Annotated in this window: 14 protein-coding genes; 8 read left to right on the top strand and 6 right to left on the bottom strand. The window is 55.8% G+C overall.

Annotated features, from left to right (window positions below; all coding sequences use genetic code 11):
* Position 1: 1 nt before the first annotated feature.
* A complete protein-coding gene (locus tag GOW16_RS13850) occupies positions 2-589 on the bottom strand; it encodes a helix-turn-helix domain-containing protein (RefSeq protein ID WP_170415967.1) in 588 nt (195 codons plus the stop codon).
* Between the two features lie 11 nt (positions 590-600).
* A complete protein-coding gene (locus tag GOW16_RS13845) occupies positions 601-1,179 on the bottom strand; it encodes a carboxymuconolactone decarboxylase family protein (RefSeq protein WP_170415965.1) in 579 nt (192 codons plus the stop codon).
* Between the two features lie 309 nt (positions 1,180-1,488).
* On the opposite strand from GOW16_RS13845, the gene GOW16_RS13840 reads away from it, so the two are divergent.
* From GOW16_RS13840 to GOW16_RS13820, 5 genes are read left to right on the top strand one after another with little or no spacing between them, the layout of a single operon-like run.
* Positions 1,489-2,235: an amino acid ABC transporter ATP-binding protein gene (locus GOW16_RS13840; protein WP_302478070.1), complete on the top strand. Its 747-nt coding sequence runs from the start codon at positions 1,489-1,491 to the stop codon at positions 2,233-2,235.
* 1 nt (position 2,236) lies between these two features.
* Positions 2,237-3,079: an amino acid ABC transporter permease gene (locus GOW16_RS13835; protein WP_170415963.1), complete on the top strand. Its 843-nt coding sequence runs from the start codon at positions 2,237-2,239 to the stop codon at positions 3,077-3,079.
* A gap of 35 nt (positions 3,080-3,114) precedes the next feature.
* Positions 3,115-3,948: a transporter substrate-binding domain-containing protein gene (locus tag GOW16_RS13830; protein WP_170415961.1), complete on the top strand. Its 834-nt coding sequence runs from the start codon at positions 3,115-3,117 to the stop codon at positions 3,946-3,948.
* Between the two features lie 59 nt (positions 3,949-4,007).
* Entirely contained in the window at positions 4,008-4,889 is an 882-nt protein-coding gene (locus GOW16_RS13825; protein ID WP_170415959.1) for an amino acid ABC transporter permease, read from the top strand.
* A gap of 13 nt (positions 4,890-4,902) precedes the next feature.
* Positions 4,903-5,511 carry a glutathione S-transferase family protein gene (locus tag GOW16_RS13820; RefSeq protein WP_170415956.1) on the top strand — a complete coding sequence of 203 codons (609 nt, stop codon included), beginning with the start codon at positions 4,903-4,905 and terminating at the stop codon, positions 5,509-5,511.
* 12 nt (positions 5,512-5,523) lie between these two features.
* Here the strand turns inward: GOW16_RS13820 and GOW16_RS13815 are convergent, their stop codons facing one another.
* From GOW16_RS13815 to GOW16_RS13805, 3 genes are all read right to left on the bottom strand, one after another.
* Complete coding sequence (locus tag GOW16_RS13815) at positions 5,524-5,841, bottom strand: non-heme iron oxygenase ferredoxin subunit (RefSeq protein ID WP_170415954.1); 318 nt, start codon at positions 5,839-5,841, stop codon at positions 5,524-5,526.
* Positions 5,842-5,844: 3 nt separating this feature from the next.
* Positions 5,845-6,786, bottom strand: coding sequence for a fatty acid desaturase family protein (locus GOW16_RS13810; protein ID WP_170415952.1), 942 nt, complete (start codon positions 6,784-6,786; stop codon positions 5,845-5,847).
* A 153-nt stretch (positions 6,787-6,939) separates the two neighbouring features.
* Positions 6,940-8,025, bottom strand: coding sequence for a hypothetical protein (locus tag GOW16_RS13805; RefSeq protein ID WP_170415950.1), 1,086 nt, complete (start codon positions 8,023-8,025; stop codon positions 6,940-6,942).
* 96 nt (positions 8,026-8,121) lie between these two features.
* Here GOW16_RS13805 and GOW16_RS13800 point away from each other — a divergent pair, with 96 nt between their 5' ends.
* Both GOW16_RS13800 and GOW16_RS13795 read left to right on the top strand, forming a co-directional pair.
* The gene (locus GOW16_RS13800) at positions 8,122-9,051 is read left to right on the top strand and encodes a LysR substrate-binding domain-containing protein (RefSeq protein WP_170415948.1); all 930 of its coding nucleotides are present in this window, start codon (positions 8,122-8,124) and stop codon (positions 9,049-9,051) included.
* Positions 9,052-9,147: 96 nt separating this feature from the next.
* The gene (locus tag GOW16_RS13795) at positions 9,148-10,194 is read left to right on the top strand and encodes an aromatic ring-hydroxylating dioxygenase subunit alpha (RefSeq protein ID WP_170415946.1); all 1,047 of its coding nucleotides are present in this window, start codon (positions 9,148-9,150) and stop codon (positions 10,192-10,194) included.
* Positions 10,195-10,316: 122 nt separating this feature from the next.
* Here the strand turns inward: GOW16_RS13795 and GOW16_RS13790 are convergent, their stop codons facing one another.
* Positions 10,317-11,105: a phytanoyl-CoA dioxygenase family protein gene (locus tag GOW16_RS13790; RefSeq protein ID WP_170415944.1), complete on the bottom strand. Its 789-nt coding sequence runs from the start codon at positions 11,103-11,105 to the stop codon at positions 10,317-10,319.
* Between the two features lie 392 nt (positions 11,106-11,497).
* Here GOW16_RS13790 and GOW16_RS13785 point away from each other — a divergent pair, with 392 nt between their 5' ends.
* A complete protein-coding gene (locus GOW16_RS13785) occupies positions 11,498-12,664 on the top strand; it encodes an FAD-dependent oxidoreductase (RefSeq protein WP_254429774.1) in 1,167 nt (388 codons plus the stop codon).
* Positions 12,665-12,675: the final 11 nt, after the last annotated feature.

Genomic DNA, 12,675 nt, shown 5'->3' with positions numbered 1-12,675 from the left:
GTCATGGGCGCTCGGCCTGAACTGTTAGAAAGACAAACTCAGGGGTCAGAACATCTTCGAACCCGTGGTTGAGCTCAGCATCCACACTGATCGAGTCGCCAGCTGACAGCGTAAAGCGGGCCTCGCCATATCGGTAAACGGCTTCGCCTTCGAGTGCCTGTACAAACACTACGCCGTGGCCGACATAAGTGGGCGGCGGCCCGCCTTCGCGCAATAAAGTCACGCGACGCGCCTGAAATCGCAGGTCCTTACGAGAATGCAGTGAAAGATTAGTGTATTCGTGGCTATGCCCCGCAGAGATACGGTTGGATTTCAGTCCCTCACCATGACGCACGAGAGTGTAGTCGGTGTGATTTGTCCGCGCTTCGCGGAACAAGGAAACAATCGGAACTTCGAGCGCTTCAGCCAGTGCCGCCAGAGTGTCGATTGAGGGAGAAACCAACCCATTTTCGATCCGGCTGATCATGGCGGCTGAAATACCGGACTGTTCTGCCAGCCTACGAGCGGATTGCTTCCGACTTTGGCGCAGTTCCTTCAGCGAGGCGCCGATGGCACGGTCGATCTGTCTGCCTGGAGTGTCTCCTTGCATGATCCGTCCTTTCAGTCGCTGCTATAATACCCCACCACATCGCCATCGGTGGTGACACCAAGGCCATTCAGCAACCGGTTGGCGTAGTTGAAGTAACCTACGATCTGGTTGATTTCGAGAATTTCGCCATCCTCCCAGCCGGTGTCTTTCAGGGCTGCCACATCAGAATTGACCATCGTACCCGGCGAAAGTGTCAGCTTTTCAGCATAGGTCAGCGCCGCCAAATGTGCGCCGTCGAACGCATCTTGAGGGCGATGTGCCTCGAGTGCGGCTTCGATTTGGTTGGCGCGGGCGGCGTCGTCGATCAGGTGTCGGGCGTTGGACCAGTGGTTGGCAAAAGAATAGGGGCAGGTGTTGAGAGTGGATACGTAGGAACTGATCACTTCCTGAAACCACATGGGAACTTTGTTCGCCTCATCGTGCAGACAGGCTCGATAAAGAATCACGTGCCCCTTCATGGTGTTAGGCCGCAGCGAATGCACCCGCATGACATTGTCGACGGTGCCGTGCGGTGTACGCGCCAGATCCAAAGTGGCCTTCAGGTGCGCATCAGCATCTTCGTCAGATATCATCCTGATCCAGGCAGACATTTGCGGTTCCTCCCTTGGTCGTCAGTATTATCTGAGGGCAGTTCAAAATTTGTCCTCTGAGTTTTTTTATTGACGAGTATTGCATATTAAGCAACCATATTAATTAGTGTGCAACGTATTTGAGGAGGCTCAGGCCTTGCCCGACTGCCCCAAACAATCGCAGCGCCAGCCCGGCCTCGGCTGTTTCGGCAGGCCCGGCACCACAACACAGCGACCCGCCTGTAGTGTAACGGTGGGGGAAACTCCTTTGCGCGCCCGGTCCATCAAAAGACAACCTCGCATGATGTCACGAACCCAGGCAGGTACGACATGAACCAAGCCACTCCGATGATTGAAGTGACCAATCTGGATAAATTTTATGGTGCGTTTCACGCGCTCAAAAACATCGATCTGACGGTCCATCAGGGTGAAAAAGTCGTGATCTGCGGCCCCTCGGGATCGGGAAAATCGACGCTGATCCGTTGCTTTAACGGGCTGGAGTGGCACAATTCCGGCCGCCTCGTGATCGATGGGATCGAGGTTTATGATGGTGCCAAAGAAATTCGCGAGCTGCGGCAGGAAGTCGGTATGGTCTTTCAGCAGTTCAACCTGTTTCCACACCTGACAGTGCTAGAGAATCTGACGATCGGTCCGATGAAAGTGCGCGGGATATCCAAGGCGCAGGCCGAAGAAACCGCACGCAACTATCTTGAACGTGTTCATATCCCGGAACAGGCCGACAAGTACCCTGCGCAGCTGTCGGGCGGGCAGCAGCAGCGCGTAGCAATTGCGCGATCTCTATGCATGGAAACTCGGATCATGCTGTTTGACGAACCGACATCCGCGCTGGACCCCGAGATGATCAATGAGGTGCTGGACGTGATGGTCGAGCTGGCCGACACCGGCATGACCATGGTTGTCGTCACTCACGAGATGGGCTTTGCCCGTAAGGTCGCTGATACGATGGTCTTTATGGAGGCGGGCCAGATCGTCGAAGTCTCACCACCCGAACAGTTTTTCACCAACCCCTCGAGCGAACGCTGCCGTTTGTTCCTAGATCAGATCTTGGCGCATTGACATGAGCGATCTGGGCATTTCCCGGCCAAAGGGTCAGCCGCTGCCTAAGCCGCCTTTTTTGAAGCGGTTTTTTGACTCGACGCTGATTTCGGTTGGGATCTATGTCGTTATCGTCGGGCTGATCGCCTATGGCGCATATATCGGTGCGCAGGGCATGGGGTATAACTGGCAATGGTACCGAGTACCGCAGTTTCTGTATCGAAATACCGAGGTCGGGTTTGAATGGGGTGAGATTCCCATCGGGCTGGTCGCGACGATCAAATTGTCGGTCACGGCTTTCATTCTGGCTATGGTCATAGGCCTGCTTGTCGCGTTGCTGCGCCTGTCGGATCTGGTCATCGGGTCGGCAATTGCGGTTGGATTTCTGGAGTTGATCCGTAACATCCCGCTGCTGGTTCTGCTTTATCTCTTTTATTATGTTCTGGGGCCGATCTTTGGATTTGACCGATACACAGCCAGTATTCTTACCCTGGCCGTGTTCCATTCTGCCTTGATTTCGGAAATCTTTCGGGCCGGGATCAACGCCGTCCCCACCGGCCAGTGGGAGGCCGCCAAATCTATCGGGATGAGCCCTTCCCAGACTTATCGCTATATCATCCTGCCACAATCCGTCCGCTTCATGCTGCCGCCGATGACCGGCGAGGTCGTTCACCTCATAAAATCCTCGGCTATTGTCAGCGTGATTGCAGTGGCCGAGCTGACGACCTTCGGACGCAACATCATTTCGGACACATACATGAGTTTCGAAATCTGGTTCACCATCGCACTGGTTTATTTGGTGGTGACCCTGATCCTGTCGATCGGCGTAAGCCATCTGGAGAAGAAATATGCCGTCGACCAATAACCCGGAAAATATGTCGGACAACAAGGAGAACCAAGATGAAGCTTTCTCGCAGAATGCTCGGGGCTGCCCTCGGCGCGGTCGTGGCTACCGGTGTGGCGACCTCAGGCTGGGCGCAGAGCACTACGCAGGAACTATCCAGCGAAAGTGTGATTGAAACTATCAAACAGGATGGCGTGATCCGGATCGGTCTGTCGCTATTCGTGCCATGGTCGATGCGCGACAAGAATGGCGATCTGATCGGATTCGAGCTGGATGTTGGCCGTCAACTGGCCGAGGATATGGGGGTAGAGGTCGAATTCGTGCCCACCGCTTGGGACGGTATCATCCCGGCGCTGGTCTCGGGCAATTTCGACGTGATCATCTCGGGCATGTCGGTGACGGCGCAGCGGAACCTTACCATCAACTTTACCGACCCATACGCCTATTCGGGTCTGGCCATTCTGGCCAATAAATCGATGACCGAAGGCATGACACTTGAGGATTTCAACAAACCCGAAGTGACCTTTGCCGCCCGTCGCGGTGCGACACCTGCGGCGGTGATCGCACAAAACTTCCCTGATGCGACATTGCTGTTGTTCGATGAAGACGGTGCCTCGACTCAGGAGGTTCTGAATGGGAACGCTCATGCTTCCATGGCAGCGCAGCCGACTCCGAACCGCGAGGCTGGGTTGCACCCTGAAACGCTGAGTGTGCCGTTCGAAAATCTTTATGATCCGCGCGGTGAAGCTTTTGGTGTGCGAAAGGGTGACCCGGACGCCATGAACTATTTCAACAACTGGATCGCCCAGCAGTGGCGTTCCGGCTGGCTGAAAGAGCGTCATGACTATTGGTTTGCTGGAAACGAATGGGCTGACCAGGTCGCCCAGTGACCATGACCCACCCGGGGGGCAGCGATGCAGCCCTCCGGATCTGATACGGAGCGTCTCGCGTGCAGGATTTTCTCAAAAAACTCAGATGGCCGGATTACCTGATCGCCGCGGTTCTGTTCGTGTTTTTCGGGTATATCTGGCTGTCGATCGAAGGCACGCTCAATTACAAGTGGCGCTGGGAGGTCATCCCCAGTTACATTGTCGGCTGGCATTCTGGTCGTGAGGAATACTTTGCCAATTTGCTGCTGCAAGGGCTAGCCGCAACGGTTCGCATCAGCCTATATGCCGGAATTCTGGCGTTGATCCTGGGCACCATTCTGGGTGTAGCCCGCTGTTCATCCAATCTTACCATCCGTATGCTGGCGCGTACCTATCTGGAATTTCTGCGCAATGTGCCGCCGGTTGTTGTTGTTTTCATCTTCTTCTTCTTCCTGTCCCAACAATTGATCGATGCGCTGAACCTGGAGCGCTGGGCGCGCGGTATCGCGCGTCAGGAAAACAATCAGGTCTGGGAGTTCTTCTTCGGTGAAATGCGCCGCTTCCCTTCGCTTGTTTCGGGCGTCATTGTACTGGCCCTTTTTGAGAGCGCATTCGTTGGTGAAATTGTGCGTGCCGGTATCCAGTCGATCCCGAAAGGTCAGCGAGAAGCCGCGCGCTCTATCGGTATGAGTCGCATTCAGGAGCTGCGCTATGTAGTACTGCCGCAGGCGATGAAGAAAGTGGTGCCACCGCTCGCCAATCAGTTCATATCGCTGATCAAAGACAGCTCAATCCTTTCGCTAATTTCTGTGCAGGAACTGACTTACAAAACGGTTGAGCTCGTGGCCTCATCCCGCATGATCTTTGAGGCGTGGATCACCACGGCCGCTTTCTACTTTGTGGTTTGCTTCGGCCTTAGCCGATTGTTTGCGCGGCTTGAAAAACGGTCGGACAAGCGCTGACTTAAAGGCCAGTATGATACGTCTCTATGATTTCCGGCTTTCGGGCAGTTGTCACAAAGTACGACTGTTGCTGTCCATGCTGCAGCGGGATCACCAGATCATCGACGTAGACCTGCTGAACGGTGACCAAAACCAGAGCGCGTTTTTGCAGGTCAATCCGCTGAACAAGGTACCGGTTCTGGACGATGATGGGTTCATCCTGCGCGACAGCACAGCCATCATGGTTTACCTGGCGCAGAAATATGGCGCAGCCGAATGGGCCCCGGCCACACCGAAAGAACACGGCGACATACAACAATGGCTGTCGTTTTCTGTGAATGAAATCTTCCACGGCGTTGCAACGGCCCGGGCGATTGTTCTGTTTGAACGCGACATCGATCTAGCCAAGCCGCGGGCGCTGGGGCAGAAATCCCTGAAGATCATGGAGCAACACTTGTCAGACCACCGCTGGCTGGCGTGCGACCGCACCACCCTCGCGGACCTCGCCTGCTATCCCTACATAGCTCTGGCGTATCAGGGTGGAATATCGATGTCTCCATACCCGGAGGTGCGCGCGTGGATCGCGCGTGTTGAGGCTTTGCCGGGATATGTCCCGATGCCGGGGTTGCCGGCACCGGGTTAAGGGCAATCGGGACTATGCTCTGATCTGCACCATGCCGTTTTCGACCCGGGCTTCAAATACTTTCATCGGCCTGGTCGCAGGCGCTGAAACCGGGCGCCCGTCTCGCACATCAAATGCGCCCTGGTGCAGAGGGCACTCGATGATATAGCCATCGAAATACCCGTCACACAGATCTGCGCCGCCATGATTGCACAGTGCTAGCGAGGCATAGATACCACCGGGCGTGTCATAGATTGCGATGATACGTGAGCCGAGTTCGACCCGTGTGACCCAATTTTTTTCCAACCGAGCAGTCTCGATCACGTCTTTCCACGGTTTTACATCTGTCATGGATCACGCCTCCTCCTTGTGCCGGATCTGACGCAGGATTTCGCGGTGGGCAGCCAGATAGCCGCCGGGCTCGATATGGATGTGGTCTTTTAGCTTCTCATGCAGGCGCGGGAGCGCGTGAAACGGGACCGAAGCGACATAGTGATGTTCCGCGTGGTAATTCATGTTCCAGCACAAAAAAGACCATGGTGCCGAAACCAGATTGGTGCGCGTATTCTCCGACATCTGCGCGACGGTCGGGCGTCCGACATGTTCGGTCATTCGGATGAAACGCATCACCGGCTCGCCCAGAAACAGGGGGATGAGCCAGTACCAGATCAGCCCCCACCAGCCCGTGATGGCCATGCCCAAAAAGATCGCTGCATAAATAGCCAACATTCTGCGGGCATCACGGTATACGGCCTGATGTTCGACTTTCGGAATGAACCGTAGCTCGGTTTCGCTGAGATTGCCGCTGGCGTGGCGAAACAGTTCCGTAAATTTACCGCGCCAGTAGGGCAGGGCGGACAAATAAATCAGATATTCTCCCATCGTCTTGGGCAAAGGGATCAGTTCGGGGTCTTCCCCGGTCAGTTGCGTATAGGTGTGATGATCGCAATGTTCGTAGCGAAAGAACCGATGTGGCAGAATGATGATCAGGCCGCAGATCTGACCTACCAAATCATTCAGCCACCGGGTTCGAAACACCGTATAATGCACGCATTCATGCTGTAGTGAGAAATGGTGCACCAGAACGATGCCTTGCAGGAACATTGCGGGCCAGATTAGCCAGCTGTTCCAGGCTAGGGTGACAAGGGTAGTTGTGCCAGCCAGCACCAATACCCAAAGCACCAGTTGGCGCAAGCCGGGGCCGTCGGACCGTTGCATGAATCCTTTCAGTTCTTCACGCGTGAGCTTGCCTTCGGCCAGTGCCTGAGACAGGGGCGTAACGATTGCTTGTGACATGTGAGTTCCACATTTTTGCCGGTGCGGGGGCTTCGCCCTCATCGCATGTACCGGCACCGGAGACGGGAGTGCTCCGCACCATAGGACCGTGTCAGGTAGGTCCTATTGCGACCAGTTTAGCGCGATGACGCGCGTTCGATCAAGCGGCAAGGTTCAACCCGTGCGGCGTAGACCGATGTCCAGATCGGGGTCAGCGAACAGAGCGGCTGCGCAGGGGTGCTTGTCCAGAATGGTGGCTCCGCCGGGCAGCCGGTCGGCGTGGAAAGCCCCGTTTTCCCAGTAGGTCACACCGTCAATCACGATCGTCGGATCAAACACGTTCCAGCTGATTTCGCCTGGGGCATAAGCACCGCAAGTGTGGAAGTGCAAAATACGCGGATTGCCGAAAGCGGACCCGCCCCAACGCTCGAAATTCTCGCGCATGTCCCATGGGTAGCCGCAGCCCGGGTGGATACCCGCATGCCAGGAATGCACGAAATTGCGGTCTATGCCGAACTGACCCGCGACCCGGTCATAATGAGCCTCGGCCCGCGCAGCGTCGGCAGGATCGCCGTCAAACCCTGTCAGGCGTCCGCTTTCCAGCATCGCAAACACTGGTCCTTCGAATTCCACAGTATAATCATCATAGTACTTTGATCCGGTGCCAGTCAGAAATTTCAACGCCACCCGACCCGAAAAGCTGTGTGCCGGGACTGGCGTGAAGACCGACATGGGAAAGCGCAGGATCGACGTATCGCCCGTCATATCCAGGTTCATCTCAGGCCGTCCCCGAAAGTCCGTACCCAGAGGGCAGGTGACCCGCACGTCGGTGGCCCTGCTCAGAACGTCATTGATCCCTGCCTTGATGTCGAGAAAAGCATCGTGATGCCCGTTCGAAAAACCAGAACCAAAAAGCTCGCGGTTCAGGGCGAAACTGACGATGATCTTCTTGCCCTGTGGCATTTCCGAAAACCGGAGCTGATCCCCGAGACGGGCCAGAAACAGTATGATATCGGCAGATTCGAACCGCGCCAGAAGATCAGCGGACAGGTGTGGATTGTCCGGATTAAATCCCACATCCACCGCATCAACTGACAAGCCCATGGATCGCGCGGCATACGTGACGATTTGCACACTATCCGCATCGAAATAGCCATGTTCGGGAGGTTCATAAGCGATCAACAACCGGTCGCCAGCCGTTGCGTGGGCGCAGTTTGTCAATAGATTTCGCGCGCCGCGCTCGGGTGTGATGTCCGACATTCGCGTCTCCTACGGGTTCCGGTCAGTATAGATTAGGCTCGGGTTGAGCGCCTAATCTATTTGAAAGTGATTATGCCTGACATTAGGGTGACTAATATGATCGTAAACCTGCCCTATTCCGCCCTGCGCGCCTTCGAGGCAGTTGTCCGGCATTCCGGCTTTTCTCCTGCTGCAGCTGAGCTGGGCGTCAGCCAAAGCGCGGTCAGTCAGCATGTGCGGGCGCTTGAGGAATGGCTTGGTCGCGATCTGCTGGTACGTGGCGCGAGGTCATCGCGCCCGACTCGCGAAGGAGAGCTGCTGGCGCTGGCCATTTCTGAAGGGTTGGGACGTATTTCGGACGTTTGTACCCAGCTGAGGGACAAGACTCGCACCGACAGGACCATCGTGATTTCATGTCTGCCGGGTTTTGCGTTCAACTGGTTGTTTCCGCGCCTTTTAAACTTTGATCTTGCTCATCCGGACCTGTCGATTTCCATTGCCACAGATACCGGGCAATATCCGTTTTCAGGGGCGGATGCGGATATCGGTATTCGCTATGGTCTGGGTGATTATCCTGGCTATCAGGTCGATCTTCTGATGACCGAGCAGCTGTTTCCGGTCTGCGCTCCCTCTTTGATTCCAAGCTTGCGCGGGGTCGAAGATCTGGCGCGACACACGATGCTGGTGGATGAAAACCTGCATCATGGGCCCGCAAGCCCGACATGGGATTTTTGGGCGCGGCAATGCGGATTGACGCTGCCGTGGCCCTTGCGAACTCGGCGGTTTGGGCAATCCAATCTGGTCGTTCAGGCGGCCATCGAGGGGCTTGGCGTCGCTTTGGGACGGGAACCTCTGGTCATTGACACGCTGTGCGATGGACGTCTGGTGCGACCAGTTCCGCAACTGACGCAGTCTCCGTTGTCTTATTGGCTGGTTCGACCCCATGAAACTAAGGACAGCCCGAAAGTCGGTGAGTTTCTGAACTGGATCCGTGCCGAGGTTGAGGCGCAGCCGGACATTCCGCCATCTGCGGGCACAAGGAATTAGCCTGACTTATACGAGTCATTACCATTCCAGCATGGCGCAAGATCAGCTTGCCGCCCATACTTGCACAAGCCATCTGACGATCTGGAGAGCATTTCAATGTATCTGAGAAACTGCTGGTATGTCGCCGCCTGGAGCAAAGATATCGGGCGCGAGCTGAAGGCCGAGATGCTTCTGGGCGAGAATATCGTGCTTTATCGGCAGGAGGATGGCAGGCCAGTCGCATTGGAGGATGCTTGCCCGCACCGCAAGCTGCCGTTGTCCAAGGGCAACCTGATTGGGGATGTAGTGGAATGCGGCTATCACGGTCTAAAATTTGACTGCACTGGAAAGTGCACGGACAGCCCGACGCAGCGCGGCATGACCCCGCGTCGGGCGGTGGTGAGATCATATCCGGTTGTGGATCGGTATCGGTTCCTATGGATATGGATGGGCGATCCGGAACTGGCAGATCCCGACAAGATTTTCCCGATCGAGAATTTCGATGATGACAGCTGGGGCAAGACCGACGGTGGGGTGATGGATATCGACTGTCATTACCTGTGGGTCTGCGACAACCTGCTTGATCCCAGCCATGTCGCCTGGGTGCATGTATCTTCTTTTGCAGGCGCCGGAACGGATGAAGAGCCGCTGAACGTCGAGCGGACCGACCGTGGCGTCGTCGTCTCGCGCTGGATCGCGAACAAACCGCCATCGCCCTATTACGCCAAACTGGTGGCATTTGACGGCGATTGCGACCGGCTGCAGCATTATGAGATGTGCATGCCCGCGATCGGGCTGAACAAATCCATCTATACGCCGGTCGGGACCGGCGGGTATGACATGCAACCCACTCCTGAAACGTTCATCAATATCTCCTATAATTTCATGACCCCAATCGATGAAGACCGCACCAGATACTTCTGGTTTCAGCACCGAAATTCCGATCCCAAAAATGTGGAAGTGTCCAAATTTATGAATGATGGCGCGCGCATGGCGTTTCTTGAGGACAAGGACGTACTGGAAGAAGTCCACAAGGGTATGAAGTTCGCCAAGACGCCCAATATCGATCTCGGGTTGGACGCGGGTGCCAAACTGTTTCGCAAAACGCTTGATCGCGCGATCGAAGCCGAAACCACCCCTGTGAGTACAACTGTTCCGGCTTGAGGCGCCGTCTGCGAAGGTTACTCATGTAGTTTCACTTGATCGGGTTATTTGAAGTTGACCCCACCCTGCCGGCCGAGTTTTTGGCAAAAAGGACGGAGTCTGTGTGCGACGTTTGTCGCTTGTTATGACGCTCTGTAGATCACCGGAAACCGGCCCCCGGCAAAGGGCGCACCGGGGCGTAAGCTGTCGTCGTGCAGCCATTCGGTGACAGTATCGCGGGGCTCATAGGTTGCGCCGTCCACAGCGAACCGGATCGCATAGCCGCGTCTGCGTCGGGTTGAGGTGCGGTTGCCCATCGCTGAATGTACGGTCATGCCATCAAATGCCAGCGCATCACCGGGCTTCATATTCGGGTAATGAAAGATGTCGTAGTCAGCGCGGTTCATTTCGAAATCGGGCATGTCGATATAGTCTGGGTTGTCCACTTCCAGATAATGCAAAAAGCCCCCAAGCTGGTCCGTTTTGAAGGGTCGGTATTTAGCGCCCCAGGCATGCGAGCCCCTTACGAACTCCAACGCACCGTTGTCGGGGTCCACAGGGTCCAGCGCAATCCACATGGTCATGATCGGGCCTGAGACCGGCCAATAGGGTTGATCCGTATGCCAGCCGGTTTGTGTTTTTGTGCCCGGCTCTTTGACAAATATCTGGTCGTAGATCAACGAGGTCCAGGGGCTGTTTGCTACCTCTGCCACACGCTGCCCAATATCAGAATTTAGGCAGTAGTCTTGAAACACGCCGGGACTTTCACGCATGTTTTTGTAAGCAAAGTAACGGTCGCCTTTGGCGACTTCGTCATCGACAGCCTGACGCAGCTTGCTCAGCCAATCCTGCGGCAGCACTTGTTTCAGCAGCACGACGCCGTCGCGCGCATAGGTTTTCTGAATGGTTTTCAGGTCAGGTGTTTGTGTCATGTAACGTCCATTTCTGTCACCTCTTTCACAGAGGCGGTTGCAGAGGGCAGGCGCGTTGCGCCCGGATTTTCTGGCGTTACGAGGCGGGTGAACTGCGGCAGTTTATGATGAAACAGGGCCAAAGCGAACGGGCCGACCATTTGCCGGCAAGACGTCGATGAAACTGTTCCACACGGAAGCTCATTGCGTCACCTTTCTCCGTTACCTTAGCCGCATTTTCCACATTGGAATAGAACCCAGTTTGGGTTGTTTTGCATATCGATAAATTTATTGACTATATGTGCATAGTGATAAATATTATTACCATCATGCAAAATTACTCTGTTTTCTCGCTCGTCCGTAATGCGCTAACCGGGCACCGAAACTGGCCGCAGGTTTGGCGTAGTCCGCCGTTGAAAGACCGCTATGATGTCGTGGTGATCGGGGCAGGAGGTCACGGGCTGGCAACTGCCTATTATCTGGCAAAGGAATTTGGCATCACCAATGTCGCCGTGCTGGAACGCGGCTGGCTGGGCGGCGGCAACATCGCGCGAAATACGGTGACTATTCGGTCGAACTACATGAGGGATGAATCGATCCCATTCTATGTCAAATCCGTCGCCATGTACGAAGGGCTCACGGACGAGTTGAACTTCAACATGATGCATTCCAAACGAACTATGGTGGATGTGGTTCAGACCTGGCCCAAACTGCGCGAGCTGCGGCGGCGGCAGTTGGTGATGGACATCTACGGCTCGACCTACGATCAGATCACAACCGAGGAATTGCGCCGCCGCATTCCTGCGTTGACTGGCGGCGGCCCAGATGCGCGGCTGCCTGTGATCTGCGGCATGGTACATACGGATGCGGGTGTGAACCGGCATGATGCGGTGGCCTGGGGCTATGCCCGCGCGGCTGACGCACGCGGGGTTGAGATTCATCAGCAAACAGAGGTGCAATCCCTGCTGCGCGGGGCGGATGGGTCCATCGAAGGGGTCGAGACCAACCGGGGCACCGTTCGGGCAAAGAAAGTGGTCGTGGCCGTCTCGGGACATACAACGACGCTGACCGAAACCGCAGGCCTCAAACTGCCGCTGCGGACGATGAACCTGACGGCCTTTGTGTCTGAGCCGGTCAAGCCGCTGGTTGATGTGATCGTAAATTGCCCGGACAGCGGGTTCTATTTCAGCCAGTCCGACAAAGGTGAGATGGTCATCGGCGGCGCGCCCGATATGGGTCAGAGCTTCCGTCGAGACATAAAGCAACATGTATTCGAGGATACCGTGACTGCCATGCTGTCGCTTTTCCCAAGTTTCAAGAAGCTCAAACTGATGCGGCAGTGGGGCGGGCATCTGGATATTGCCCATGATGCCTCACCCATCATGGATCATACAGAGGTACCGGGCCTGTTTGTCACCGCCGGATGGTGGGGCGGGTATAAGGCTATCCCTGCGGGCGGGCTGACGCTGGCGCATCTGGTGGCCAAAGGTGAACCGCACCCGCTGATGGCACCCTTCACACTGGGCAGGTTCCGGCATCTGGATTTCGTAATGGAAGCCGGGACCACCACTGCGCGATAGGAAAGGACAGG

Origin of the sequence: Ruegeria atlantica (assembly GCF_013033965.1) — a bacterium.
Taxonomy (GTDB): domain Bacteria; phylum Pseudomonadota; class Alphaproteobacteria; order Rhodobacterales; family Rhodobacteraceae; genus Ruegeria; species Ruegeria atlantica_D.
This window is presented reverse-complemented; position numbering and strand designations above follow the sequence as displayed.

Coding starts and splice junctions, on each gene's coding strand:
- GOW16_RS13800 (WP_170415948.1), top strand. CDS start 8,122: ATGATCGTAAACCTGCCCTATTCCGCCCTGCGCGCCTTCGAGGCAGTT.
- GOW16_RS13805 (WP_170415950.1), bottom strand. CDS start 8,025: ATGTCGGACATCACACCCGAGCGCGGCGCGCGAAATCTATTGACAAAC.
- GOW16_RS13835 (WP_170415963.1), top strand. CDS start 2,237: ATGAGCGATCTGGGCATTTCCCGGCCAAAGGGTCAGCCGCTGCCTAAG.
- GOW16_RS13790 (WP_170415944.1), bottom strand. CDS start 11,105: ATGACACAAACACCTGACCTGAAAACCATTCAGAAAACCTATGCGCGC.
- GOW16_RS13845 (WP_170415965.1), bottom strand. CDS start 1,179: ATGTCTGCCTGGATCAGGATGATATCTGACGAAGATGCTGATGCGCAC.
- GOW16_RS13795 (WP_170415946.1), top strand. CDS start 9,148: ATGTATCTGAGAAACTGCTGGTATGTCGCCGCCTGGAGCAAAGATATC.
- GOW16_RS13820 (WP_170415956.1), top strand. CDS start 4,903: ATGATACGTCTCTATGATTTCCGGCTTTCGGGCAGTTGTCACAAAGTA.
- GOW16_RS13830 (WP_170415961.1), top strand. CDS start 3,115: ATGAAGCTTTCTCGCAGAATGCTCGGGGCTGCCCTCGGCGCGGTCGTG.
- GOW16_RS13815 (WP_170415954.1), bottom strand. CDS start 5,841: ATGACAGATGTAAAACCGTGGAAAGACGTGATCGAGACTGCTCGGTTG.
- GOW16_RS13850 (WP_170415967.1), bottom strand. CDS start 589: ATGCAAGGAGACACTCCAGGCAGACAGATCGACCGTGCCATCGGCGCC.
- GOW16_RS13840 (WP_302478070.1), top strand. CDS start 1,489: ATGAACCAAGCCACTCCGATGATTGAAGTGACCAATCTGGATAAATTT.
- GOW16_RS13810 (WP_170415952.1), bottom strand. CDS start 6,786: ATGTCACAAGCAATCGTTACGCCCCTGTCTCAGGCACTGGCCGAAGGC.